Annotated in this window: 16 protein-coding genes; 10 read left to right on the top strand and 6 right to left on the bottom strand. The window is 59.1% G+C overall.

Annotation, left to right across the window (positions count from 1 at the left end; genetic code table 11):
- Positions 1-273: 273 nt before the first annotated feature.
- Positions 274-1,821 (bottom strand): fumarate hydratase, encoded by a 1,548-nt coding sequence (locus HPT27_RS12030; protein WP_172243594.1) that lies wholly within the window; start codon positions 1,819-1,821, stop codon positions 274-276.
- A gap of 414 nt (positions 1,822-2,235) precedes the next feature.
- Here HPT27_RS12030 and pabB point away from each other — a divergent pair, with 414 nt between their 5' ends.
- The 4 genes from pabB to HPT27_RS12010 all read left to right on the top strand — a co-directional run bounded on the left by pabB (position 2,236) and on the right by HPT27_RS12010 (position 8,070).
- Positions 2,236-3,624 (top strand): aminodeoxychorismate synthase component I, encoded by a 1,389-nt coding sequence (gene pabB / locus HPT27_RS12025; RefSeq protein ID WP_172243591.1) that lies wholly within the window; start codon positions 2,236-2,238, stop codon positions 3,622-3,624.
- Positions 3,621-4,229 (top strand): CoA pyrophosphatase, encoded by a 609-nt coding sequence (locus tag HPT27_RS12020; RefSeq protein WP_211197939.1) that lies wholly within the window; start codon positions 3,621-3,623, stop codon positions 4,227-4,229. The genes pabB and HPT27_RS12020 overlap by 4 nt, the downstream gene beginning before the upstream one ends.
- Positions 4,230-4,504: 275 nt before the next feature.
- The gene (locus HPT27_RS12015; RefSeq protein ID WP_172243588.1) at positions 4,505-5,881 is read left to right on the top strand and encodes an L-serine ammonia-lyase; all 1,377 of its coding nucleotides are present in this window, start codon (positions 4,505-4,507) and stop codon (positions 5,879-5,881) included.
- Positions 5,882-6,048: 167 nt separating this feature from the next.
- Entirely contained in the window at positions 6,049-8,070 is a 2,022-nt protein-coding gene (locus HPT27_RS12010; RefSeq protein ID WP_172243585.1) for an ATP-binding protein, read from the top strand.
- Between the two features lie 101 nt (positions 8,071-8,171).
- Here the strand turns inward: HPT27_RS12010 and HPT27_RS12005 are convergent, their stop codons facing one another.
- Together HPT27_RS12005 and HPT27_RS12000 are read right to left on the bottom strand one after the other, a co-directional pair.
- Positions 8,172-9,509, bottom strand: a complete 1,338-nt coding sequence (locus tag HPT27_RS12005) for a sensor histidine kinase (RefSeq protein WP_172243582.1) — start codon at positions 9,507-9,509, stop codon at positions 8,172-8,174.
- 191 nt (positions 9,510-9,700) lie between these two features.
- A complete protein-coding gene (locus tag HPT27_RS12000) occupies positions 9,701-10,639 on the bottom strand; it encodes a LysR substrate-binding domain-containing protein (RefSeq protein WP_172243579.1) in 939 nt (312 codons plus the stop codon).
- Between the two features lie 238 nt (positions 10,640-10,877).
- Between HPT27_RS12000 and mfd the strand changes: the two genes are divergently transcribed.
- From mfd to HPT27_RS11975, 5 genes are all read left to right on the top strand, one after another.
- Positions 10,878-14,318 carry a transcription-repair coupling factor gene (gene mfd, locus HPT27_RS11995; protein WP_407951142.1) on the top strand — a complete coding sequence of 1,147 codons (3,441 nt, stop codon included), beginning with the start codon at positions 10,878-10,880 and terminating at the stop codon, positions 14,316-14,318.
- A 107-nt stretch (positions 14,319-14,425) separates the two neighbouring features.
- Positions 14,426-15,268 carry a CsiV family protein gene (locus HPT27_RS11990; protein WP_172243573.1) on the top strand — a complete coding sequence of 281 codons (843 nt, stop codon included), beginning with the start codon at positions 14,426-14,428 and terminating at the stop codon, positions 15,266-15,268.
- A gap of 34 nt (positions 15,269-15,302) precedes the next feature.
- Complete coding sequence (hflD, locus tag HPT27_RS11985; protein ID WP_172243570.1) at positions 15,303-15,953, top strand: high frequency lysogenization protein HflD; 651 nt, start codon at positions 15,303-15,305, stop codon at positions 15,951-15,953.
- A gap of 324 nt (positions 15,954-16,277) precedes the next feature.
- Positions 16,278-17,756 (top strand): M61 family metallopeptidase, encoded by a 1,479-nt coding sequence (locus HPT27_RS11980; RefSeq protein WP_172243567.1) that lies wholly within the window; start codon positions 16,278-16,280, stop codon positions 17,754-17,756.
- A gap of 426 nt (positions 17,757-18,182) precedes the next feature.
- Positions 18,183-19,511, top strand: coding sequence for an amidohydrolase (locus HPT27_RS11975; protein ID WP_211197938.1), 1,329 nt, complete (start codon positions 18,183-18,185; stop codon positions 19,509-19,511).
- Positions 19,512-19,616: 105 nt separating this feature from the next.
- Here the strand turns inward: HPT27_RS11975 and HPT27_RS11970 are convergent, their stop codons facing one another.
- From HPT27_RS11970 to acnA, 3 genes are all read right to left on the bottom strand, one after another.
- Entirely contained in the window at positions 19,617-20,060 is a 444-nt protein-coding gene (locus HPT27_RS11970) for a hypothetical protein (RefSeq protein WP_172243564.1), read from the bottom strand.
- A gap of 14 nt (positions 20,061-20,074) precedes the next feature.
- Positions 20,075-20,470 (bottom strand): nuclear transport factor 2 family protein, encoded by a 396-nt coding sequence (locus HPT27_RS11965; protein WP_172243561.1) that lies wholly within the window; start codon positions 20,468-20,470, stop codon positions 20,075-20,077.
- 386 nt (positions 20,471-20,856) lie between these two features.
- Positions 20,857-23,538 carry an aconitate hydratase AcnA gene (gene acnA / locus HPT27_RS11960; protein ID WP_172243558.1) on the bottom strand — a complete coding sequence of 894 codons (2,682 nt, stop codon included), beginning with the start codon at positions 23,536-23,538 and terminating at the stop codon, positions 20,857-20,859.
- A gap of 1,165 nt (positions 23,539-24,703) precedes the next feature.
- On the opposite strand from acnA, the gene purB reads away from it, so the two are divergent.
- Positions 24,704-26,071: an adenylosuccinate lyase gene (purB, locus tag HPT27_RS11955; RefSeq protein ID WP_172243555.1), complete on the top strand. Its 1,368-nt coding sequence runs from the start codon at positions 24,704-24,706 to the stop codon at positions 26,069-26,071.
- Positions 26,072-26,092: the final 21 nt, after the last annotated feature.

Genomic DNA, 26,092 nt, shown 5'->3' with positions numbered 1-26,092 from the left:
TATCCGGTCGCCATCGTGCATACGACGATGACAACCTGTAGGGCAGCTCAAGTAAAGCGGAGCTGCCATAGCTTTCCTGCATCACGGTGGCGGGTCCGCTGCGCTTGACCCGCCCTACGCCACTCATTGATCGCGAGGTCCCCGCTTTCGCGAGGACCACTTCAACATTCTCCAGACTCTTGTTGGGTTTCGCTGCGCTCTACCCAACCTACAAACTGATTCAGGCGACTGACAAATCAGCCCGACCGTACTGCAGTACGATCGGGCTGTCCATTACACCTTCGCCGTATCCGCCGCGTTTTTGATATGACCAGACTTCATCATGTCTTCGATCTTGATCTTCCACTCGGCCGGGCCGGTCTTGTGCACGGAGGTGCCGTTGCAATCGACGGCGACAGTGACCGGCATGTCTTGCACTTCGAATTCGTAAATGGCTTCCATTCCCAGATCTTCGAACGCGACCACGCGTGATTTGCGAATCGCTTTGGAAACCAAGTACGCCGCGCCACCAACCGCCATCAGATACACGGCCTTGTTGTCCTTGATCGCGGCAATGGCTTCGTCGCCGCGCTCGGCTTTACCGATCATGCCGGCAAGGCCGGTTTTCTCCAGCATCATCCGGGTGAACTTGTCCATGCGCGTGGCCGTGGTCGGGCCGGCAGGGCCGACCACTTCATCACGGACCGGATCGACCGGGCCGACGTAATAGATGAACCGACCGGTGAAATCGACTGGCAGTTTTTCGCCTTTTGCAAACATGTCGGCGATGCGCTTGTGCGCGGCGTCGCGGCCGGTCAGCATCTTGCCGGACAGCAGAATCGTTTCGCCGGGCTTCCAGCTTTGAATGTCGGCAGCGGTGACGGTATCGAGATTCACGCGGCGAACATTGGCACCGACTTCCCAGGTCACTTGCGGCCAATCGTTGACGTTCGGCGCTTCCAGTTCGGCCGGGCCGCTGCCATCAAGCACGAAGTGCGCGTGACGGGTCGCCGCGCAGTTCGGGATCATCGCCACCGGCAATGACGCGGCGTGGGTCGGGTAATCCTTGATCTTGATATCGAGCACAGTGGCGAGGCCACCAAGGCCCTGCGCGCCGATGCCGAGCTGGTTCACTTTCTCGAACAGCTCAAGCCGCAGTTCTTCAATCTTGTTCTTCGCACCACGCGCTTTCAGCTCGTGGATGTCGATGGATTCCATCAGCGATTCTTTCGCCAGCAGCATCGCTTTTTCGGCGGTGCCGCCGATGCCGATACCGAGCATGCCGGGCGGACACCAGCCGGCGCCCATCAGCGGCACGGTCTTCAACACCCAATCGACGATCGAGTCGTTCGGGTTCAGCATCACAAACTTGGATTTATTCTCGGAGCCACCGCCTTTGGCGGCAATCTCCACTTCCACTTCGTTACCCGGCACCAGCTGGATATGAGTGATGGCGGGCGAGTTGTCGCCGGTGTTCTTGCGCGGGCCGGCCGGGTTGACCACGACCGAGGCGCGCAGCGTGTTGTCCGGATGACCGTAGGCGATCTTGACGCCTTCATTGACCATCTCTTCGACGGTCAGGTCGCTGTCCCAGCGCACGTTCATGCCGACTTTGACGAAGGCGCAAACAATGCCGGTGTCCTGGCAGATTGGCCGATGACCTTCGGCCGACATCCGCGAGTTGATCAAAATTTGCGCAATGGCGTCTTTGGCCGACTGGCCCTGTTCGGCCTCATAGGCCTTGGCCATCGCGTCGATGAAATCTTTCGGGTGGTAATAGGAGATGTACTGCAGCGCATCGGCCACGCTCTGGATGAAGTCGGCCTTCTTGATGACGGTCATTCGCTTACGTCCTCGTTTTGGTTGCAACAGCGGACATTCAACAACGGCGAACCGGGCGAGCTGACTGCCTGCGGCAGTTTGGGATTCAGCGCGGGAGGGCCTCAGTAACAGCGCACGGGTCAAGGTTTTCAGTCTGGTGAAGGCTTTCAGTCAGGTGGAAGCCTTCGGGAACACGCTCACTACGTTGTGTGCAGCGCAGCATGACCTTGCCCGGACAGAGACTACCTCAGGCCCGCCTGAATATTCAAACAGTCGTTTGAGTGAATCGCCCGGTCGCCCTTATGAAAGGGCGCAATATGATACGCTTGTCGACACTTAGCGCCTAGAACAGTGGCTCGCGGTTCGTGACAATGCCGGCCCCGTTCGGCGCCTACGCCTGAGCCAAACCCGCGCCAGCCCTGCGACTCCGCATCCGTGCCCAGCTACCCCAAACTGCTTCGCGAACTGCCCTACCCCGGCCGCACCGGCGTACTGGCGCGCTTTGCCGCTTTTGCCGACTGGCCCGGCGCTGTCCTGCTCGACAGCGGCGGCCATGACAGCGGCCGCTTTGATCTGTTCAGCGCCTTGCCGGTCGTGTCGTTCCAAACCGACGGTGCAGAAACACGCGTTCAAGCCGACGATGGCAGCCTGCTTGAAACCCGTGTGGACGATCCGTTTCTGCTGCTCGACCGCTGGCTCGGCCAGACCCGGCCAGCGTTGAACGATGCTCGCGCCCGCGAGTTGCCGTTCGCCGGCGGCCTGCTGATGGCGCTCAGTTACGATCTCGGCCGGCGTCTGGAAACGCTGCCGAACCACGCCCTGCACGATCTGCCATTGCCGGAGTTGCAGGCCGGCATCTACCACTGGGCATTCATTGTCGACCATCAGCGTCAGCATGCCGGGCTGTGGCAATTTGCGCCGCTGCCGGAAGCGACGCTGCGCCGCATCGATGACGCGTTGAATCAAGCCGCCGCCGACCGCCCACCCTTCACATTGACCACGCCCTGGCGCAGCAATCTTGATCGCGAACATTACGGCCGCGCGTTTCGCCGGGTGCAGGATTACATTCACGCTGGTGATTGCTACCAGATCAATCTGGCACAGCGCTTTTCTGCGAACTGCATCGGTGATGCCTTTGCCGCTTATTGTCGGTTGTCACCGCTGAACAAAGCACCGTTTTCCTCGTACTGGCATACCGAACGCGGCCAGATTCTGTCGCTGTCGCCGGAACGTTTCGTGTCGGTAAAAGACGGCGTGGCACTGACCGAACCGATCAAAGGCACCCGGCCACGCGATGCCGATCCACTGCGCGATGCCGCCCAGATTGAAGCGCTGAAACACAGCGAAAAAGATCGCGCGGAAAACCTGATGATTGTCGATCTGCTGCGCAACGACTTCGGCAAGAATTGCCGCACCGGCAGCGTCAAGGTGCCGGAACTGTTCGCCATTCGTAGCTTTGCCGCGGTTCACCATATGGTCAGCTCGGTCACTGGCACACTCGCAGCCGGAAAAACCCCACTGGATCTGCTGCGCGGCTGCTTTCCCGGCGGCTCCATCACCGGCGCGCCGAAAGTGCGGGCGATGCAGATCATCGAAGAACTGGAACCGCACCGGCGCAGCCTGTATTGCGGCAGCATCGGTTATTGCGATTACCTCGGCCGGCTCGACAGCAGCATCACCATTCGCACCTTGGTCCATGCGAAAGACCAGATCCATTGCTGGGCCGGTGGCGGCCTGGTTGCCGATTCTGATGAACAATCGGAATATGATGAGACTTATGCCAAGGTCAGCAGGTTGCTGCCCGTGCTTGAAGGTGACTTGTGATCGACCGCCACCAGCTGATACTCGGCTACCGCCGCGCCCGTGAACACAATCCCGACGCCCTGTTGCCCGGTGTGCCACCGGCTGGCCTGCGCCACGCTGCCGTGTTGGTGCCGGTGCTGGATCGGCCGGAGGGCTTGCGGCTGTTGTTGACCGAGCGGGCCGCGCATTTGAAGCACCATGCCGGCCAGATCAGTTTTCCCGGCGGCCGGGTTGAGGACAGTGACGCCTCGCCGCTGGCGACTGCACTGCGCGAAGCGGAAGAAGAAATCGGCCTGCGCCCCAATCAGGTTGAAGTGCTCGGCCCCTTGCCGAGCCATATCACCACGGTCAGTGGTTTTTACATACAACCGTATCTCGGCATCGTGCATCACTACGTCCAGGGCGAATACGACCGCAACGAAGTGCAGGCGGTGTTTGATGTGCCACTCAGCTGGGTACTGGAGCCGAATCACCATACCCCGCACAAGGTCATCTGGCAGGGCCGCGAGCGCGAGTTCTATGAAATCCTGTTTGAAGAGCGCCGGATCTGGGGCGCAACCGCCGGCATGATCGTCACCCTGTCCCATTTGCTTGGCCTTACCAGCCAGCCGGCGCCGCAGTGGTAGAATCCGCGCCACTTTGGATCAAATGGGTTTTCTGAGTGGTTTGGTGCGCGCACTGTTAGTGGGCACAAGGCCCGCTTTTGTCACCTTAGCTTTGTTCTTCGCGTAACGCTCACCCTCACCCCAGCCCTCTCCCGTCAAGGGAGAGGGAGTTGAAAGCCTTCTCCCTTGACGGGAGAAGGTTTGGATGAGGGTGAAGCCGCAGCAAGCGAACAGGCTGCAGCCGCACGCACAAGCAAAATCACCAAAGCCCCAAACAGCGTTTACGGAGTTCTGCAGTGGCCATCAGTGTTTTCGACATGTTTTCCATCGGCATCGGGCCGTCGAGTTCGCATACGGTGGGCCCGATGCGCGCCGCCAAGCGCTTCGTCAGCCGGATTCTCGAACAAGACCTGCTGGCCAAGACCGCGAAACTGAAAGCCGAGTTGTATGGCTCGCTAGGTGCCACCGGCAAAGGTCACGGCAGTGACAAGGCGGTGCTGCTCGGTCTGGAAGGTGAGCAACCGGATCTGGTCGATATCGACAGCATCGAGCCACGGCTGGACGCCATGGCAAAAAACAAGAAACTGAATCTGGCCGGACAGAAACTGCTCGATTTTGATCCCGCTGTCGATCTGGTGTTCTTCAAACGGCAGACGCTGCCGGCCCACCCGAACGGCATGAAGTTTTACGCTTACGATGCCGACGGCAACGAGCTGCTGCAACGCACGTATTATTCGGTTGGCGGCGGCTTTATCGTCAGCGGTGATGTCAATCCGGATGATCCGATTGTCGAAGACAAAACGCCGGTCAAATATCCGTTCAGCAATGGCGCCGAATTGCTGGCGCTGTGCAAGCAGCATGGCCTCAGCATTTCGACGCTGATGCTGGAAAACGAAAAAAGCTGGCGCACAGAACAGGAAGTACGCGACGGCTTGCTGCGCATCTGGAAGACCATGGAAGCCTGCGTGATTCGCGGCTGCGAAAAAGAAGGCATTCTGCCCGGAGGTCTGAAAGTGAAGCGGCGTGCGCCCGCCTTGTTCCGCAAACTGAAATCGGAGCAGAGCTCAACCAAGGATCCGCTGCATGTGATGGACTGGGTGGATCTGTACGCGCTGGCCGTCAATGAAGAAAACGCTGCCGGTGGCCGCGTGGTCACCGCGCCAACCAACGGCGCGGCCGGCATCATTCCCGCCGTTGCCCATTACTTCCGGGTCTTTCATCCGCATGCCGATGAAGATGGCATTGTTCGTTACCTGCTCACGGCCGCCGCCATCGGCATTCTGTACAAAATCAACGCTTCGATTTCCGGCGCCGAAGTCGGCTGTCAGGGTGAAGTCGGCGTCGCCTGTTCGATGGCCGCCGGCGCGCTCACCGAGGTGCTCGGCGGTTCGCCCGAGCAAGTCGAAAACGCCGCTGAAATCGGCATGGAACACAACCTCGGCCTGACTTGCGACCCGGTTGGCGGCTTGGTTCAGGTGCCCTGCATCGAGCGCAATGCAATGGCCTCGGTCAAGGCCATCAACGCCTCGCGGCTGGCACTGCGCGGCGATGGCAGCCACAAGGTGTCGCTCGACAAGGTCATCAAGACCATGCGCCAGACCGGCGCCGACATGAACAGCAAATACAAGGAAACCGCTCGCGGCGGTCTGGCGGTCAACATCATCGAATGCTGAGCCTGCGGCCTGTTTACCCCGGCGATGGCGGTTTGCCGGGGTAATCGCCGCTTCAACCACTGACAAAACCCGCAAACACTGCTTGAATTAGTTCACCTTCAGTTCGCCGATTGCCGGTTCTCGGGGCTCATCCCCGGCACTGCGCCACATCGGCCATCGCGGCCGTCATGAACCTGGTACGTCATTCATCGATCGAAAAGCTGCGAATCTGGTTCCATATCGGCGCCGTCCTGTTCGTGTTGGCGGTGGCCGTGGCAACCCAGCAGTACATCGCCCGTTTCAGCAGCGTCAAATCGCAGGCGGCTCTGGCCTCATTCCGCGTCAACGCCGAACTGAAAGCCAAAGAGATCGATCTGCGCTTCCGGCTGCTGGCCGATCATGTCAGCCGCTTGCGTAAACTCGCCGAGCAGGCCTACAACGAACCGGCGCTTGTTCATGCCCCACTGCCGCAGGCCGCCAGCCGCGACGGCCGCATCGTCGGTTACGGACTCGATCAATTGACGGCTGCCGAGAAGCAGGTGCGCGGCAATTTTCTGTCGCCGTTTCCTCCGGACAACGCCGAGACCCGGCGTGAACTCGATGTGGCCTGGCAGCTGTTTCCGTACATGTCGATTCAGCATGACCTGGATGACGCCATCCGCTGGTCCGGGTTTGTTTCCTTTCACAGTGGCAACTACGCGGCCTATCCTCACGTCACGGTCAACGAATACCTGCGCGGCGCCAATGAAGGTCTGGTACGCAACGTACTGCTGGATCAATACAACGGCGAGTTTTTTCTGGCACTGAAAGAGAGTTTGCAGACGCACGATTTGATCTGGCGCTCGCCATCATTTGATCAAGCCGGTACCGGCTATATTGTGTCGATCTTCGCACCCGTTTATCACCAGCAGCAGATGCAGGCCTATGTACTGGCCGACGTTCAGCTCGATTTTGTCATGACGATGCTGCGCTCAGGCCTGCCAGCCAGCATGCAGGTGCAACTGGCGACCGATGATGGTCAACCGATCATCAATTCGGACGGCAGCATGCCGCATGCCGCCCGTTCGTCACGTTTCTTCCGGGTACCGACCGCGGCGGAAGTCCAAGCTGCCAACGCGCAGCCAATCGATTGGCAACTGGAGGGCGATCACTATCTGTTGAGTCTGCCGCTGGCCAACGTGGTCTGGCATGTCGACACCCAAGTGCAGCAGCTCGAAGTGGCATCACTGGTGGCAAGTGAGCTGAAACCACTGAAGACGTTTCAGGTTGCCTTGCTGGCGTTGATGCTGCTGCTCTGGTGGTTACTGTCGCATTTCATTGTCACACCGGCACTGCAAGTCGCTGATATTGCCGTGCGCCATGACAGCAGCCAGTCCGGTTCGTTGCCACGCATCTGGACGGGCGTCAAACAGCATTTGCTGGCGCTGATTCATGAGCGACAAGAAGCCCTGCACCTGCTGCATGGCGAGCGCGCACAACTGGAAACCCAGGTTCGTGAACGCACCCGCGAACTGGAAAACCAGAACACCGAACTGGAAGCGTTCAACTTTGCCGTTTCCCATGATCTGCGCGCGCCGCTGCGGGCCATCAACGGTTTTGTTGCAGTTCTGCTTGAGGATTACAACGCGCAGCTGGATGCCCAAGGCCAGCATTATCTTGGTCGGGTCAAGTCGGCCGTGACCCGCATGGAAGAACTGATTGAAGCCCTGATCTCATTGTCGCGGCTCAGTCGACTGAACTTGCAACCCGAGCGCTTGAATCTGTCTGAACTCGCCGGCGACATCATGACCACGCTGGCTGCCAGTCAGCCGGAGCGGCAAGTTCAGGTGACGGTGCAACCTGACATTACCGTCATGGCCGACCGGCAATTGATGCGCATTGCGCTGGATAATCTGTTGGCCAATGCCTGGAAATACAGCAGCAAGACCGAGCAGGCGCACATTGCGTTTTTTACCGAGCAAAAGAACGGCGAAACGGTTTATGTGGTCGCAGACAACGGCGCCGGTTTCGACATGGCTTACGCCCAGCAGCTGTTCACGCCGTTTCAGCGCATGCATCGCAAGGAAGAATTCGAAGGCACCGGGATCGGATTATCCACCGTCCAGCGCATCATCCACCGGCACGGTGGCCGCATCTGGGCGGAAGCGGCGGTCGGCCAGGGCGCCAAATTCCGCTTCACGCTGCCGCAGAATCATCATGCCGCGGCGTGACGGCAAACGCTTTGCCGTCAGCGGATGAGCGCTGACTGGCTCGGCGCTTCTTTCACAAGATATTCTGTTTCAACTTTTCAACTTTTCAACTTTTCAACTTTTCAACTTTTCAAGCTCTTAAGCAGCGCACTGACTCCGGTGCGCAAATGCTCGCCATCCGGGCTGAATTTCACCAGCGAAATTCCGGAGGCGGTTTGCGCACGGTGATCGGCAAACGGCGTCCAGATCACGACCGGCACATTCAGGTGCTGACGCAATGTCGCTGCCGCGCCCTCATCCTTGAACCGGCACGAAAGTAGAAAGTCAGGGCGCAGCTCATCGGTCTGCAAGTTTTGCGCTTCGGCCTGGTTTACCGCAGCAACCGCGATGCCCGCTTCGGCAAGCTGCGCCTGCGCCAATTCGGCCAGCCACGGCAACTCGGTCAAGAACCAGGCCGTGCGAGTCCCCGCTGCGGCTGCTACGTCGAGCTCAGCGCCCTCTTTCATCAGCGGCAACAGCAGCACAATTGCGCTGCCTTCGCCAGGCTCAGCCAACGCCAACACATTGCCACCGATTTGCCGGGCAACGCCTTTCAATGGCGCCATGCCCAAACCCTTGCGGCCACGAACTGCCTTGCTGCTGTAATACGGCTTGAACAGTGGCAGCAGATGTTTGCTGTCGAGCCCGCGACCGCGATCCCGCAGCATCAACACACCGTAACGGCCTGCAGCCAGCGCCAGCGCAGCTGCCGCCTGGCCATGCAAAGAACAGACACTGAATTCGGCCGTGATGACGCTGGGCTCGCCTTCACGCAAGAAGTTGACGGCGAGATCCAGTCCATGCGCCAACCAATCCGGATCGGTGCCAATCGCACAGTCGATATCTTGCGCCGACAGTGGAATGCCATGCCGTTCCAGCTGACTGCGCAGCCATTGCGGCAAGGAAAACGTTTTCACCGACAACACGGCGCGACCGGCACTGGCAAGCAACTCGCGGGTGAATTGCACCGCTTGTTGCCCCGAATCGAGCACGGTCTGCAATTGCCCATAGGCAGGGTGAGTGGCATCGACATCGAGCAGCGCCAGCTCGGAAAACCCCATCATGGCCGACAGATAATTGTTGAAGCTGTGCACGACACCGCCAAGCAACTCGGCCTGTTCGGCCGCTGCATGATCGGCGCCGGCCTCATGAGGTTCAATCAGCAATGACAACGCGCAGGCGTTCGGTTGTGGCGACAACAGAGCCAGCGCCGTCTGCCAGCTACCATTGCCGCGCACACGTACCGGCAACTGCAACCGGGCATGCAACCGCGTCGCGTTGCGCAGGCGCAAGGCATCGACGGGATGCAACAGATCTGCAAGCTGCTGACACAACGGAAACTCGGCCGCCCAGCGGGCGTTGGCGTGATGCAAACTGCCGTCGGCGCTCAACAGGGCCGTAGCAAACGGAAAGGCATCCATGGGGAGAACAAACTCATCCTGAAACTTGCGGCTCACTTTGCGCGAGCAGCACGCGTTTTGCAACCAAACCCGCGCGCACGATCATGGCAAACCCGGCGCGGAGGCGCTGCGGCCTGCCAGCCGTTTCGCTAACTGCAATCCGTTCCGAAAGCCGCATTCACTCTCGGTAACTGCAGGGAAGGCATTGCCACTCAATGCAGCGGCAAACTCTCAGCGTTGATCAAAGCCTGCTGTTCGTCGGCCTGACGCAAACCGGCCGCCTGCTGCAGCAACTCCGGCTTCAGGGCCGGTGACAGCAGATGAGCAAAACTGTGCAGGAATTTGCGCCAGTGCAAATCGCGGCGGAAGCTGAACCAGAACCGACCTTCCGGCAGCGTATCGGCCGCCAGCCGCAAGGTCAGATCGCTGTCGGCGATGCTGTCGAAGGCAATCGCCGGCAACAGGCCGACGCCCCATTCGAGCCGAACGTAGGTCTTGATCACATCCGGGTCCGAGCTGACCAGCACCCAGCGCTGGCTGGCTTTGTCGGCCGGCAGCGCCCGATGTAGGCTGTCTTCGGCTTCGCGGTCCTGGGCAAACACCAGCATCGCCTCGGCCGCTCGCGCCCGATCCGAGCGGGCAAGCCAGGCGTAGCGCCAGCGGGCGCATGGCAGACTGACCAGCGACGGCGCGTGCGCCTGACGCAGGCCGACCACCAGATCCACCTCGCCACTTTCCAGCCATTCGCCGAAATGGCTTTCCTCGCCCTGCCGCAGCTGCACCTGAACCTTGGGGTATTCCTTGCTGAATTTTTCCAGCCGGTCGGCAACCAGATAGCGTGCCGCGAGCGGGCACAGGCCAAGCCGCAGCGTGCCGGCATTGGGCTGGGCGTAATCGCGGGCGATATCCTTGATGACCTGGCCGTCGCGCAGCATCCGGCCGGCGACTTCCAGGATCTGCCGGCCGGCCGGCGTGATATCGATCAGATGCTTGCCGCTGCGGGTGAATATCTGGACGCCCAGTTCGTCCTCCAGCAACCGTATCTGCTTGCTGACGCCGGGCTGGGAGGTATAGAGGCTCTCCGCGGTTGCCGAGACATTGAGCTCGTGCCGGGCGACCTCAAAGATGTAGCGCAGCTGCTGTAGCTTCATGCCAAAGACTCCTTTCTGGCGCCGGTTCTTAGAAGAGAATAGTCGGCGTCCCTACAGAATAGTCATTGGTGAAAATTTCGCCTGTCTCATTTTGTACAGCGGCCAAAGGCTCGCCGACGGCTGGGGCAACAGGTGCGACTCCTGACACGCCTGGACGCAATCGCCCCGTATAATGCGCGGCCTGATTGCCAGACCCGCACACGCCGGTCCTGAACACCTCAAGGATTGCCCTACCTTGCTGCCGTTCCTGCGAGCCCTGACCAACCTGAAAGCCGAACCCGGCCGGCGCACGCTGCTGCCAGCCAGCCACGGCGCCGCCCTGCCGCTGACCCTGAGTGCACTGGCCGAACAGCCCGGTCTGCTGGTCGTGGTCACCGCCGACTCGCCCACCGCGGCCCGGCTGGAGCGCGAACTCGGCGTGCTGGCGCCGACGCTGCCGGTGCTGCATTTCCCGGACTGGGAAACGCTGCCGTTCGATACGTTTTCGCCGCACCAGGACATCGTCTCGGAACGGCTGCAGACGCTGGTGCAGTTGCCGCAGCAGACGCGCGGCATTCTGTTGCTGTCGCTGTCGACCTTGTTGCTGAAAGTCGCGCCGCCAAGCTTCGTCAATCTGAACAGCCTGCTGGTGAAAATCGGCGACCGGCTGGATCTGCCGGCGCTGCGCCGGCGGTTGGAGCAAAGCGGTTACCGCTGCGTCGCCGAGGTGATGGAGCACGGCGAGTTTGCGGTGCGCGGCGCCTTGCTTGATCTGTACCCGATGGGCAGCAAGCAACCGTACCGGCTCGACTTTTTTGACGACGAGATTGAAACCATCCGGCTGTTCGATCCGGACACCCAACTGTCTGGCGAAAAGCTCAGCGAAATCCGTTTGCTGCCGGCTCATGAGTTTCCCTGGAATGATGACGGCATCGCCAAATTCCGCCAGGCCTTCCGCGCCCGCTTTGATGCCGCGCTGCATCCGGAATCGGTTTACGGTCAAGTCAGCAAAGGCTTTCTGCCGAACGGCATCGAATACTATCTGCCGCTGTTTTTTGATCAGCTGGCAACGCTGTTCGATTATTTCCCGGCCGGCACCCGCCTCGTCACGCTGGGCGAACTGAATCAATCGGCCCAGCATTTCTGGTATGAGCTGAATGACCGTTACGAAGAGCGCCGCGTTGATCTGCTGCGGCCACTGGTCACGCCAGCCGAGTTGTATCTGCGTGAAGACGAGCTATTTAGCGCGCTGAAAAACTTTGCCCGTTACAGCGACCGCGACCCGGCCGCCCTTCCCGAATTGCCGGTCAGCAATCCGCTGCCGGATGTGCGGCTCGATACCCGCGCCACTGTGCCGCTGCAAAGCCTGCACAGTTTTTCGCTGCTGTTCCCCGGCCGGATCATTCTGTGCGCCGAATCGGCCGGCCGCCGCGAAGTGCTGTTGCCGCTGCTGAAGCAATCCAATCTGGAGCCGGTGCTGTGTGACAACTGGCAGGAAGCGCTGGCCAGTAAAGACCGCGTCGTGTTGACCGTTGCCGCACTGGAAAGCGGTTTTGTCGCCATCGATCAATCCATTGCAGTGATCAGCGAACCGGATCTGTTTGGCGCGCAATTGGTCCAGCAGCGCCGGCGCCGACGCAAAGTCACCGACCCGGATGCGGTCATCCGCAATCTGGCCGAACTGCGCATTGGCGATCCGGTCGTGCATATCGATCACGGTGTCGGCCGCTATCAGGGCTTGCAGACCTTGAGCGCCGGCGGTGTCGAAGCCGAGTACCTGGTGTTGCATTACCAAGGCAACGACAAGCTGTATGTGCCGGTGCAATCGCTGCATCTGATCGGCCGTTATCTGGGTGCGGCCGCCAATGCCGCACCGTGGCACAAGCTCGGCTCCGAAGCCTGGGGCAAAGCGCGCCAGAAAGCGGCCGACAAGATTCGCGATGTCGCCGCCGAGCTGCTCGATCTGCACGCCAAGCGCGCCGCCAGCAAAGGCGAAGCCGGCAACGTCGACATGAACGAATACCAGCGCTTCTGCGCCGGTTTTGCCTTTGAAGAAACACCGGATCAGGAAAGTGCCATCAACGCCGTACTGGCCGATCTGCAGCGCGGCCGACCGATGGACCGGCTGGTGTGCGGCGACGTCGGCTTTGGCAAAACTGAAGTCGCCATGCGCGCCGCCTTCGCTGCCGTGCAAAGTGGCTGGCAAGTGGCGATTCTGGTGCCGACCACCTTGCTCGCCCAGCAACACTACAACAGTTTCTGTGATCGCTTTGCCGACTGGCCGGTACGCATCGAATTGCTGTCGCGCTTTCGCACCGAGAAAGACACCAACAAGGCGCTGGAGCAAGTCGCGGAAGGCAAAGTCGATATCATCGTCGGCACCCACAAGCTGCTGCAGCCGGACATCAAATTCCAGCGGCTTGGCCTGTTGATTGTCGATGAAGAACACCGGTTCGGCGTGCGCCAGAAGGAACAAATCAAGGCCCTGCGCGCCGATGTGCACATGCTGACGCTGACCGCGACGCCGATTCCGCGCACGCTGAACATGGCGCTGTCCGGCATCCGCGATCTGAGCCTCATCACCACGCCGCCCGCCAAGCGCTTGTCGATCAAGACTTTCGTGCGCGAGAAAACCGACGCGCTGCTGAAAGAGGCCATCCTGCGCGAGACCATGCGCGGCGGTCAGGTCTACTTCCTGCACAACGAAGTCGAAAGCATCGAGCAAGCCACCGAGAAGCTGCAGGAGCTGCTGCCGGATGTGCGCTTCGCCTACGCCCACGGCCAGATGCGTGAGCGTGAGCTCGAACGCATCATGCGTGACTTCTATCACCAGCGCTTTCACGTGTTGGTCTGCTCGACCATTGTCGAAACCGGCATCGACGTGCCGAGCGCCAATACCATCATCATCGAGCGCGCCGACAAATTCGGTCTCGCCCAGCTGCACCAGCTGCGCGGCCGCGTCGGCCGTTCGCATCACCAGGCTTACGCTTACCTGCTGACGCCGCCGCAGAATCTGCTGAAGCAGGATGCGCTGAAACGGCTGGAAGCGATCGAAACCTTTGATGATCTCGGCGCCGGCTTCCTGCTCGCCTCGCAGGATCTGGAAATCCGCGGCGCCGGCGAAATGCTCGGCGAAGATCAGAGCGGCCAGATCGAAGGCATCGGCCTCAGCCTGTACATGGAATTGCTGGAAGAAGCGGTGAAAGCATTGAAGGAAGGCAAGGAGCCGACCTTGCAGCATGTGCTGTCTCAGCGCACCGAAATCGATGCCGGCCTGCCGGCACTGCTGCCGGACGATTACGTCACCGACATCGGCACCCGACTCAGCCTGTACAAGCGCATTGCCGGCTGCGGCAACGCCAGCGAAATCGACGACATGCAAACCGAGATCATCGATCGCTTCGGCAACTTGCCAACCGCAGGCCAAAACCTGTTCGAACTGACCCGGCTGCGGCTGCACGCCAGTGCGCTCGGCATTCGCCGCATCGATGTCACGGCCAGCGGCGCGCGGGTGGAATTTACCGCGCAGACAACGGTCGATCCGATGCTGCTGATCAAGCTGGTGCAGTCGCCGTCGCGGCTGTACCGCTTTGATGGCCCGCAGGCGCTGAAGGTCAGCAAGACACTGGCCGAACCGGCTGACCGGCTGGTCTTTCTGCGCGAATTGCTGCAAATCCTGGCACCGGCAGGCAAGAACTAAATGCGCCAGCCGGCTTCCAATGCGTTCATCATGGCGGCGGCGGCCGCTGACCGTATCCAAATACCGGGCATGGCTTTAGAATTCGCCATCCTTTGAGGAAGACAACAATGAAATCACGCTCGCTGCCGGCCCTGCTGTTGCTCTTGCCGGCGCTGCTGCTGTCAGCCACCGCCCTGGCGGCCGACCGTTGGTATGAAGTGGAAGTGCTGGTGTTCGCCAATCTGAATGGTGACGTCAATGCCGAGCGCTGGCCAACCAATGACAGCGTTACGCTGGCGCTCGATGGTGCCATTCCGGCGCCGAACACCGCCGCGCCGGTTGGCGCCGGTACAAGCAGCGGCGTGCCCGGCAAATCGACACCCAGCGCGCAAGAGCTGCTGCGACTGGCGGCCGTTGCGCCAGCGCAGTACAAATTACTCGACGCGTTCAAGTCGCTGTCGCGCAGCCGCAATTATCGGCCGCTGTTGCACACGGCCTGGCGGCAACCGATCGGCACCGGCAAAAACAATTTCAAGGTTCGTCTGGTAGGCGGCAAAGATTACGCCGGCCGTTATGGCGTGCAAGGCAAGCTGCTGACCACTGGCGATGAGCCGGCGACAGATGGTCTGTGGGAAATTGACGGCTATGTTCGCCTCTCCGCCGCCAAATTTTTGCATGCCGAAACCGAATTGCTGTTCCGGCGGCCATCGGTGCCGACGACCGGCACCGCGGTTGTCGCAGCACCGACGACACCCGCCCCGGCAGCTGCCGGCAGCGCGGCACCGAACCTGACCTGGCAAACCGGCGATGCCAGTGTCGCCAGCGAAGACTGGTTGCAGTTTTTCAAGTTCAACCAGAGTCGTCGCCTGAAGAGCAACGAACTGCATTATTTCGATCACCCGATGTTCGGCATGATGATCGTGCTGCGCCCGCTGGAACCCGAGCGCAGTGGCGAAGCCGATTCCGAATAAGCCCGCTGTAGATCGAGATTGAGCACCGCTGATTATGTTCGCCCTGCTGAATGCTGAAAAAGCCGACAAGATTGTTGTGCCGCTGGCGGCGCTGTGCCAAGCCGCGCGGTTGGTCAATGAAGTCGCCCATTCCGGCAAACTGGATTACGAACAACTCGATCCGCTGCTGGAAAGTGTCTTGATGCTGAATGCGCCGGATGTCGAAAGCATCTATGGCGGCGTTTCCCGGCTGCGGCCCGGTTTGCTGACACTGTGTGATCAATTGAATCTGCAGGCCGCCAAACGCGATCTGCAACTCGGCCGCTATATTGCCAATCTGGTTCAGCTTGAACGCTACCTCAGCCGCAACGATGCCATGCAGGAAACCTTGCGGCTACGCTTGCAACAGGCTGGCCGTTTGCGCACCCACCAACCGGATGACGACGACGCCTTGTTGACGTCGCTGGCCGGTATCTATTCCGACACCATTTCAACCTTGCCGCAGCGTATTCAGGTCACCGGCGAAGCCCGTCATCTGCAGGCCCGCGACAATCAATACCGGATCCGCGCGCTGCTGCTCTGTGGCCTGCGCAGCGCTGTGCTGTGGCGCCAGCTCGGTGGTCGACGCCGGCATTTCCTGCTGTCGCGCCGAGCGATATTTGATGCCGCCAAGCGGCTGCTGCGCAGACTAGACGGTCAGGTTTGACTAACCAAAGCTGAGTGACCAAGTCGTCACGGCCGCTGCATCAGCCGCGATTGCGCGTTCCTCACAGCGCTACACAACACCTGGCCCCTGCGGCTCCCTTTCCACTGCCTGTCACGCACGGCTCGAAGCCTTCAGCCATCCACGGTGCCCGTAGCGCATCGCGCCGAGCAAGCGCGTTTTGCTACGGCAGTGCATGATAACTCCCGACGCTCACGGCTCAGCCTGCCTGCAACATTGCACCTTCTGAGTTCTTTTGCCTGACAGCCAAACCGAACTGACTACACTCACGTCTCATGCGAGGACTGTTACCCAGGAGCCATCTGCATGACCCTCTCTGTCCCGCGCGTTCTGGCCTTTGTGCTGTTTAGCAGCCTTGGCGCTACCGCTGCCCTTGCCGCCAGTTATGACGGCCAAACCAACCGCTACACGCTCACCATCAGCGACGACGCCAAGATCGCCAGCGTTGAAGCCAATCTCTGGCTGACCGGCGATTACCTGTCACTGTTTGCCGTTCAGCAACTGCCCACGCTCAAAAATGGCCAAGCCGATCTGATCGAGAACATGCAAATCACCGCCGCCAATGGCAAGAGCTTGAAGTGGAAAAATGAAGGCGAAGGCGAATTCAAAACCGCCGGTGATCAACGGGTGACAGTCAGCTATCAAGTCAAACTCGAACACGACAACTATCACTGGGATGCCGGCATTGAAGAAGTCGCCTACCACACCGACGAAGGCTTCATGACCATTGGTCAAACGTTGCTGCTCGCCTCCGGCGAAAAAATGGAAGGACCAATCGAGATCGACGTTAAATTGCCGGCCGGCTGGCAAGCCCACACCCCTTGGCAACGTCTCGGTGACAGCAACCGCTTCGCCGTACCCAACCGCCGTGAGCTGCTGAACAACGCACTGTTCTTTGGTACCGCACAAGCCGAGACCCTGCATGCTGGCGGCATTGATCTGACTCTGGTGCTGGGCAAGCGCTTCCAGAAGGCCAAACCGCTGTTTACTGAATTGCTGAGCAAGCAACTGCAAAGCTACCAGCAACTGTTCGGTGCTGACCCACAATCCAAACGCTATCTCGTCATCGTCAATGAAGGTCTTGATGACGGCGGTGCCTATTCCAACAGTTTCAGTCAGCTGATCAGTGAAGATGCCACCGACGCCAACCGGGTGATCTGGGGCTACATCATGGCGCACGAGCTGTTGCATTTCTGGAATGGCCTGTCGTTGACGCCGGTCGACAGCCGCGAGGAATGGTTCAAGGAAGGTGTCACCGATTACCTGACCACGATGACGCTGGCCCGCAATGGCGTCGACAGCCAGGAGCAACTGTTCCGTCGACTGGAAAATATTCCGCGCCGCTATCTGTTCGCTCGCCTTGGCCAGCAGCAGCAATTGCCGGTACGCGCCGCCGGTGAAGAAAAGCAAAAGCATCGCCAGCTGGTTTATGGCGGTGGTGCCATCACGGCTCTGGCGCTCGATATCGAATTGCGCAAAGCCAGTAACGACAAAGTGACATTGGCCGATCTGATGCGCTCGCTGTTCACGGAATTTGGCCAACCGGGCAAACGTTATGAATTGGCGGACGTCAAACGCCATATCAAGACACTGACCGGCACTGATCTGACTGCATTCTTCAACAAGGCGGTCGAGAGCGAAGGCATGTTTGATTTCGCACCCTACTACCTCGAGTTTGGTTTGGACTTCGACAATTTCTACTACGACGAGGTCTATGTACGTCTGGATGCAAACGCGACCGAACAGCAGAAAGCGCGTTTCAACAGCAGTTTTGGCAAACCCTGAGCGCTGAATTTCTGGGAAAAAACGACCATTGCTGTCGTACCGTACTGTTGAGCTCCCCCTCCTTGTCAAGGAGGGGTTGGGGGTGGTTAAGCCCAGCCAACCACAAGGCTAACTATTCAGGCTTTCACATCGAAGCTTCCGCAACCACCCCTAGCACCTCCTTGACAAGGAGGGGGACCAACACCGTAAACATCCCGCCAAAGTGCTAGCACTTCAATCATCAATATTTCGCCTGCACGTAGAACGCTCTATCGATTGCAGCGTGACAAGCTCCGCGCCCCTTAGAAAAGTGTATTGCGTCACACAGGACTTGACCTCTGCTCCACTTTTGCGCAGGCTCGGTTTTTTCCGAAAATCAGCATCAGACAATGCTGATGCGCCGCAACAAAATGCCACCCGAAATGGATGTCCTGACGGAGTTGAGCCATGCCACAGCACTGCACTACCCGCTTTGCCTTGCCCGCCCTTGTTGCCGCCGTATTGGCGATGCCGACTTTCGCGGCTGATTTCTCACTCACTGCCAGCACCGAAAATCAGTGCAAAGCGGTGGAGCCGAAAGTCATTGGCTGGCGCCGCGAGATTCACCAGAACCCGGAGCTCGGCAATCGCGAATTCAAGACCTCGGCCAAAGTGGCAGCGCATCTGAAAAAACTCGGTATCAAAGTTCAGACCGGCGTCGCTCACACCGGCGTGGTTGGCATCCTTGAAGGTGGCAAACCGGGCCCGGTCATTGCGATCCGCGCTGACATGGACGGACTGCCGATTACCGAACGCACCGGCGTGCCGTTCGCCTCAAAAGTCAAAGGCGAATACAACGGTGCAGAAGTTGGCGTCATGCATGCCTGTGGTCACGACACCCATGTCGCGATTCTGATGGGTGTTGCCGAAGTGCTGGCTGGCCAGCGCAAAGACTTGAGCGGCACCGTTAAATTCATTTTCCAACCAGCAGAAGAAGGCACACCAAAAGGTGAAGAAGGCGGTGCTGAGTTAATGGTGAAAGAAGGCGTGCTCGATAACCCGAAAGTCGACGCGATCTTCGCGCTACATATCGACGCCTCGCTCGACGCCGGCAAAATCGGCTGGAAGTCCGGCCCCATCGCTGCCGCCGTCGATGATCTGCGCATTGTGGTCAAAGGCAAAGGCTCGCACGGTGCCTATCCGTGGGCAGGCATTGACCCGATTGTGACGTCGGCGCAAATCATCAATGGCCTGCAGACCGTGGTATCGCGTTCGGTCGAACTGACCGACAACGCCGCCGTGGTCACCATCGGCAAGATTCAGGGCGGTGTTCGTTCCAACATTATTCCGGAACAGGTGGAAATGCTCGGCACCGTGCGCACGCTGAGCGATGACGCCCGCACGCTGGTGCATCAACGCATTCACACCATCGCAGAAAATATCGCCGAAAGCATGGGCGCCACCGTCGAAGTCAACCTGCCCTACTCAAGCCATTACCCGGTCAACAAAAATGATGCCGCGCTAGTCGCGAGGATGTTGCCGGTACTGAAAGCCATCGCCGGCGAAGCCAACCTCAGCGAACAGAAAGCCCAAACCGGCGCAGAAGATCATTCCTTCTTCGCCGACAAGGTACCGAGCTTCTACATTTCACTCGGCGGCAAAATCCCGGGCAAAGATCCAAAGACCGTTGCCGATCACCATACCGCAGATTTTTATGTTGATGAGAGTGGGTTGATTTTGGGGGTACGAGCGCTGACGGCGATGACATTGGCGTCGTTGCAACAGCCAGCAAATTGATATTTGACCTTCTGGAAAGCAAAACCGCGCCTAAGCGCGGTTTTGTTTAAATATCAACTTTCGCTCGTCATGGCACGACGCCACGGCCACAATCAACGCAAACCATCACCCACCGATCACCTTACAAGTTACTGCCTCGCCAGCCTTATCGGAAAGCTCTTGCATATATCGAATCTTCCAACCTATTTCGGTCAGCGCGATGGTGACGTCAACCGGCGGATATTCATCCCTACCAGCTAGCGCATTAAAAGAATAGCAAAGCTTATCAAGCTTGCTAATAATCACGTTTCTCAACTCTAGAGAGTGGTCAGCGTCACCACCGATGAAAGCATCACTTACCTGTTGTTGCAAACTGTCTAAATCAGATATTGCTTTCTTCAAATCCAGCTTTTCGGTATCAACGCCCCAATTACGAAGCACACCAACATTCCGAACGAAATCGGCAATGTCGCTCTGCCAAACTGCTTGAAGCCTAGCCAGCACATTACTCTCTGCTCCTTCAGCTAGCACTGGAGTTGCAAGAAGAACCGCAAGGACAAGGAATCGCATTTTTGTTCGCCTAATTACTTCTTCGGCTGCGGTACAAACGGGTTATTGCTGTCGACCGACAGCATGTTCTCAACCACGGCGGCGTTGTAGAACACCTCAATCTTCTGGATGCGGTCACCGAACACTTTGGCCCAGATGGCGACACGGACATCGCCAATCGGCTCGAAGTAGGTTTTGTAATCCAGCAGAACGCAAACCTCGTCGCCTTCGGTAACGACGCGGCGGGTGTCGATAGCTTTCTGGATCGGGCCCATGCCGAACAGAAAGGTCAGCATCTCGTCGGCGCTGGTGAAATGCATGTTGGGGCCGAAGTATTCAAACCCTTGATCGGCCAGAAAACTGCGGGCCACTGGAAAGTTCAGCGCTTCGAGCGCGTCGATATAAGCCAGAACCAGTTCGCGTGGAGTCATGTGCGTCTCGGTCTCTCGTTATGTTGTTCTTATAAAGTCTGCGGATGTTTGTGGGAGCGGCTTTAGCCACGATTTACTTTCTCTGAAGAAACCGATCGCGGCTAAAGCCGCTCCCATAGAAAATCGGTGTTGCGATCTGTTTTTGTAGGAGCGACCTTGGTCGCGATTCTCACGCACCGCAGCGGTCAAGAAACATCGCGGCCAAGGCCGCTCCTACAGAAAACCTTTTGCGTTCTGAGGCTGCAGGAATCGCGGCTTCAGAATGCGTGCGGCCGTTTATGGGGGACCATAAACGGCCGATTACTCACTTTCCGTCATTCCCGCGTAGGCGGGAATCCAGCGTCTTAAGTCACTGGGTCCCCGCCTACGCGGGGACGACGAATAGATTACGCCGCGATCATGTTCCGCAGCACGTACTGCAGGATGCCGCCGTTTTTGTAGTACTCGACTTCGTTGGCGGTGTCGATGCGGCACAGTGCTTCGATGGTCTGTTTGCTGCCATCCTTGCGGGTGATTTCCACCTTCAGGGTTTGGCGCGGCTTGATGCCGGCTTCGAGGCCGATCACGTTGATGGTCTCGTCGCCTTTCAGGCCCAAGCTGGCAATGTTGTCGCTGCCTTGGAATTGCAGCGGCAGCACGCCCATGCCGACCAGGTTCGAACGGTGAATACGTTCAAAGCTTTCGGCAATCACGGCTTTGACGCCGAGCAGCTTGGTGCCTTTGGCCGCCCAGTCACGCGACGAACCGGTGCCGTATTCCTTGCCAGCGAAAATCACCAGCGGGGTGCCGCTGTTGATGTACTTCATGGCGGCGTCGTAAATCGACACTTTTTCGCCGGTCGGTTGGTAAATGGTGTTGCCACCTTCTTCACCGCCCAGCATCAGGTTCTTGATGCGGATGTTGGCGAAGGTGCCACGCATCATGATCTCGTGGTTACCACGACGGGCGCCGTACGAGTTGAAGTCGGCTTTCTCAACACCGAGCGTCTGCAGGTATTTGCCTGCCGGCGCGCTGGCCTTGATGTCGCCCGCCGGCGAGATGTGGTCGGTGGTGATCGAGTCACCGAACAGCGCCAGCACGCTCGCGCCTTTGACATCTTTCACTGCGCCTACCGGCTTGCCGAGTTCGGTGAAGAACGGCGGGTTCTGCACGTAGGTCGACTTGTCATTCCACTTGTAGGTTTGACCTTCACCGACCTTGATGGCTTGCCAGTGTTTGTCACCGGCGAACACATCGGCGTAACGGCTGTTGAACATCTTGTTATCAACGAGGCGAACAGCGTTGGCCACTTCTTCGTTGCTCGGCCAGATGTCTTTCAGGAAGACATCGTTGCCGTTCTTGTCTTTGCCCAGCGAATCCTTGCTCAGATCGATTCGCGTAGTACCGGCCAGCGCATACGCCACAACCAGCGGCGGCGATGCCAGGTAGTTGGCTTTGACTTGCGCGTGCACGCGGCCTTCAAAGTTGCGGTTACCCGACAGCACCGCCGAGACGATCAGATCGCCATCAGTGATCGCTTTACCAAGGTTATCAGCCAGCGGACCGGAGTTACCGATGCAAGTCGTGCAACCGTAACCCGCGAGGTTAAAGCCGAGTGTGTCGAGGTAAGTATTGAGGCCGGCTTTGGCCAGATAATCGGTAACGACTTTCGAGCCCGGCGCCAGTGAGGATTTCACCCACGGCTTGCGCTGCAGACCCTTCTCCACCGCGCGCTTGGCAACCAGACCAGCCGCCATCAGCACGTACGGGTTCGAGGTGTTGGTGCAGGAAGTAATCGCGGCAATCACCACGTCGCCGTGTTTCAGATCGTGATTGGCGCCTTCCACTTTCACGGCTTTGTCTTTCTCGCCGCCTTTGCCAGTGCTGTCGAGCAACAGATCAAAACCTTGGCTCATGCCATTCATGGCAACGCGATCTTGCGGGCGCTTCGGACCGGCCAGCGACGGCACCACAGTCGACAGATCCAGACCGAGCGTGCTGGTGAACACCGGCTCCGGCGAGCTGGCATCACGCCACATGCCTTGCGCTTTGCAATATTCTTCAACGAGTTTGCAGGTCTGCTCATCGCGGCCCGACACGCGCATGAAGTTGATCGTTTCGGCGTCGATCGGGAAGAAGCCGCAGGTGGCACCGTATTCCGGCGCCATGTTGGCGATGGTGGCGCGATCGGCCAGCGGCATGGTGTCGAGGCCCGGGCCATAGAATTCAACAAACTTGTTGACCACGCCATGCTTGCGCAGCATTTGCGTGACGGTGAGCACGATATCCGTTGCGGTGATGCCTTCTTTGGCTTTGCCTTCCAAACGGAAACCCACCACTTCCGGAATCAGCATCGACACCGGCTGGCCCAGCATCGCGGCTTCGGCTTCGATACCGCCAACGCCCCAACCCAAAACGCCAAGGCCGTTGATCATGGTGGTGTGCGAGTCAGTGCCGACGCAGGTGTCCGGGTAGGCAATGGTGCGGCCACCAACAATACCGGTCCACACCGCTTTCGCCAGATATTCCAGGTTGACCTGGTGGCAGATGCCGGTGCCCGGCGGTACCACGCGGAAATTGTTGAAGGCTTTCTGACCCCAACGCAGGAATTCATAACGCTCGCCGTTGCGCTGGTATTCGATATCAACGTTTTCATCAGCGGCAGTGGCGGTGCCGAACTTGTCGATCATCACCGAGTGGTCAATGACGAGGTCAACCGGCACCAGCGGGTTGATCTTGTCGGCGTTCTTGCCGAGCTTGGTCACCGCATCGCGCATGGCAGCGAGGTCGACCACTGCCGGCACGCCGGTGAAGTCTTGCATCAGCACACGGGCTGGGCGGTACTGGATTTCGCGGTCGGAGATGCGGTCTTTTTGCCAGGCAGCGATGGCCTTGAGGTCATCGGTCTCGACGGTCACGCCGTCTTCGAAACGCAGCAGGTTTTCCAGCAGGACCTTCAGCGAGAACGGCAGCTTGCTGACGTCACCGAGCACGCTCTCGGCGGCCTTGATGCTGAAGTAATCGTATTCCTTGCCATTGATGGTAAGGGTACGGCGGGTCTTGAGGCTGTCTTGTCCTACCGATGACACGTCGGCTTCTCCTGGTAATGGCTTGGCGCGGTAACGAAACAACGCCAGCACGCTTATCGAATTTTTCAGGCGGGACCGGGGCCGAGAGGCCCTGCGGGCGGGCCGGAATTATAGACCATTGGAACGGGTGTTTACCTGTCCGATCGTCTAATGAAAGCCGGGTTTTTGCGCTTAAAAACAAGAAGTAATGAGCGAAACTGCAGGGAAAACGGTGGAATTGGTTAAAGCGCGAGCAATGGCGGTTCGTGTTGGTTCGTTACGAGCCGTTCGTTCCCCCCTTCGATTACCAGACAAGCCCTAAGCAATTACCGGACAAGTCCTAAGCCGGTCGAAAGGAGGCCTTTGACTCCCCTCCTTGGCAAGGGCGAGCCGGAATAAAGCATCACGCCTGCGCGTGATGCGCCGGCGCAGCGCCTCATGCTCTGCATGAGGCTGGGCGGGGTTGGGGGTGGTTCAGCTCAGCGCGCTTAAAAGCCAGCTACTCAAGCTGACCCTCAAATAGAAAACACATCCACCGATCCCCACGAACTCCAACCCTCAACTCATCCTGAGCCCAACCACCCCTAACCCCTCCTTGCTAAGGAGGGGGATCGCCGTTCTCCTCCCCATGCCTGAGGGGGGTGAGCTCGGGGTTTCAAATTCGTCACAGTTGACGAATTTGCCGGGCGAACGCCACCAGCTCTGCTGGTGGCTGGGCGGCCGGGAGGGGGTGGGAGGAATTTGCCCATCCCCTAAAAACAAACCAATCGAGCCTCTGATTTTCTTAACCGGGACCAGTCACGAAAACACTCTCCCTCCCCCTCCTAGCCTCCCCCTCGGGCAGGGGGAGGAACAAAATCTCAGCGCTCCAATGCCGTCTCGCCAAGACCCATTCCTTTAGCCCCTCGCCCCTTGCGGGGCGAGGCGGGAATTAACGAAGCAGCGCTTCGTTCCGCCGCAGCGCCACGAGTTGACGAGTGGCTGGGGCGCGGAGCGGGGGTTGGGGAGAGGGGGATTTACCCCAGCGCTAAATCCCAAAAGTCACTGGATTCCCGCCTTCTCGGGAATGACGGTTAACACCGCAATCGGAATCCCGCCCACTATCCTGTAAAATCCGCGCCCTGCCCCATTTGGCCCCGGCTCCCTTTGAGCCACTGGCTTGAACAACCACCCCAAAGGACCCTCCATGGAACTGTCCGCCCTGACCGCCATCAGCCCTGTTGACGGCCGTTACGCCTCCAAAACCGCGGCCCTGCGCCCCATCTTCTCCGAGTTCGGCCTTATCCGTTACCGGGCCATCGTGGAAGTGCGCTGGCTGCAGAAGCTGGCGTCGCACTCAGGGATCCCGGAAGTGCCGGCCTTCTCGGCCCAGGCCAACAGCGCGCTCGATGAAATCGCCCGCACCTTCTCGCTGGCCGACGCCCAGCGGGTCAAAGACATCGAGAAAACCACCAATCACGACGTCAAAGCCATCGAATACCTGCTCAAGGAAAAGGTCGCCGGCAACGCCGAACTGAACAAAGTCACCGAGTTCATCCACTTCGCCTGCACCTCGGAAGACATCAACAACCTGTCCTACGCGCTGATGCTCAGCGACGCCCGCGCCGAAGTGCTGCTGCCGATGCTGGACAAAATCATCGGCGCCATTCGCGATCTGGCCCACCGCTACGCCAGCATCCCGATGATGTCGCGCACCCACGGCCAGCCGGCCTCGCCGACCACGCTCGGCAAAGAAATGGCCAACGTCGTCGCCCGCCTGCAGCGCCAGCGCGAGCAATTCGCCGCTGTCGCCATCATGGGCAAAATCAACGGCGCGGTCGGCAACTACAACGCCCACCTGTCCGCCTACCCGGATGTCGATTGGCAAACCTTTGCCAAAGAGTTCGTCACCAGCCTCGGCCTGCAGTGGAACCCCTACACCACCCAAATCGAACCGCACGACTGGAACGCCGAATACTTCCACGCGCTGATGCGCTTCAACACCATCCTGCTCGACTTTGATCGCGACGTCTGGGGCTACATCGCGCTCGGTCACTTCAAGCAAAAAACCGTCGCTGGCGAAATCGGCTCCTCGACCATGCCGCACAAGGTCAACCCCATCGACTTCGAAAACTCCGAAGGCAACCTTGGGCTAGCCAACGCCATTCTCGATCACCTCGCCGGCAAACTGCCGGTCTCGCGCTGGCAGCGCGACCTCACCGACTCCACCGTGCTGCGCACCATCGGCACCGGCATCGCCCACGCCGTCATCGCGTACGAGAGCAGCCTCAAAGGCATCAGCAAACTCGAAGTCAACGAGCAATCACTCGCCGACGAACTGAACGACAACTGGGAAGTGCTGGCCGAACCCATCCAGACCGTCATGCGCCGCTACGGCATCGAAAAGCCCTACGAAAAGCTCAAAGAGCTGACCCGCGGCAAAAAAATCGACGCCGCCGGCATGCAAGCCTTTGTCGATGGCCTCGATATCCCGGCCGATGCCAAAGCCCGCCTCAAAGCCATGACCCCGGCCAGCTATATCGGCAATGCAGTGGAACAGGCGAAGAAGCTGTAAGCAGTTAGGAAGGTTCTGCTG

Origin of the sequence: Permianibacter fluminis (assembly GCF_013179735.1) — a bacterium.
GTDB classification, from domain to species: domain Bacteria; phylum Pseudomonadota; class Gammaproteobacteria; order Enterobacterales; family Permianibacteraceae; genus Permianibacter; species Permianibacter fluminis.
The sequence above is the reverse complement of the archived record's forward strand: the minus strand, read 5'-3'. Positions and strand labels throughout refer to the sequence as shown.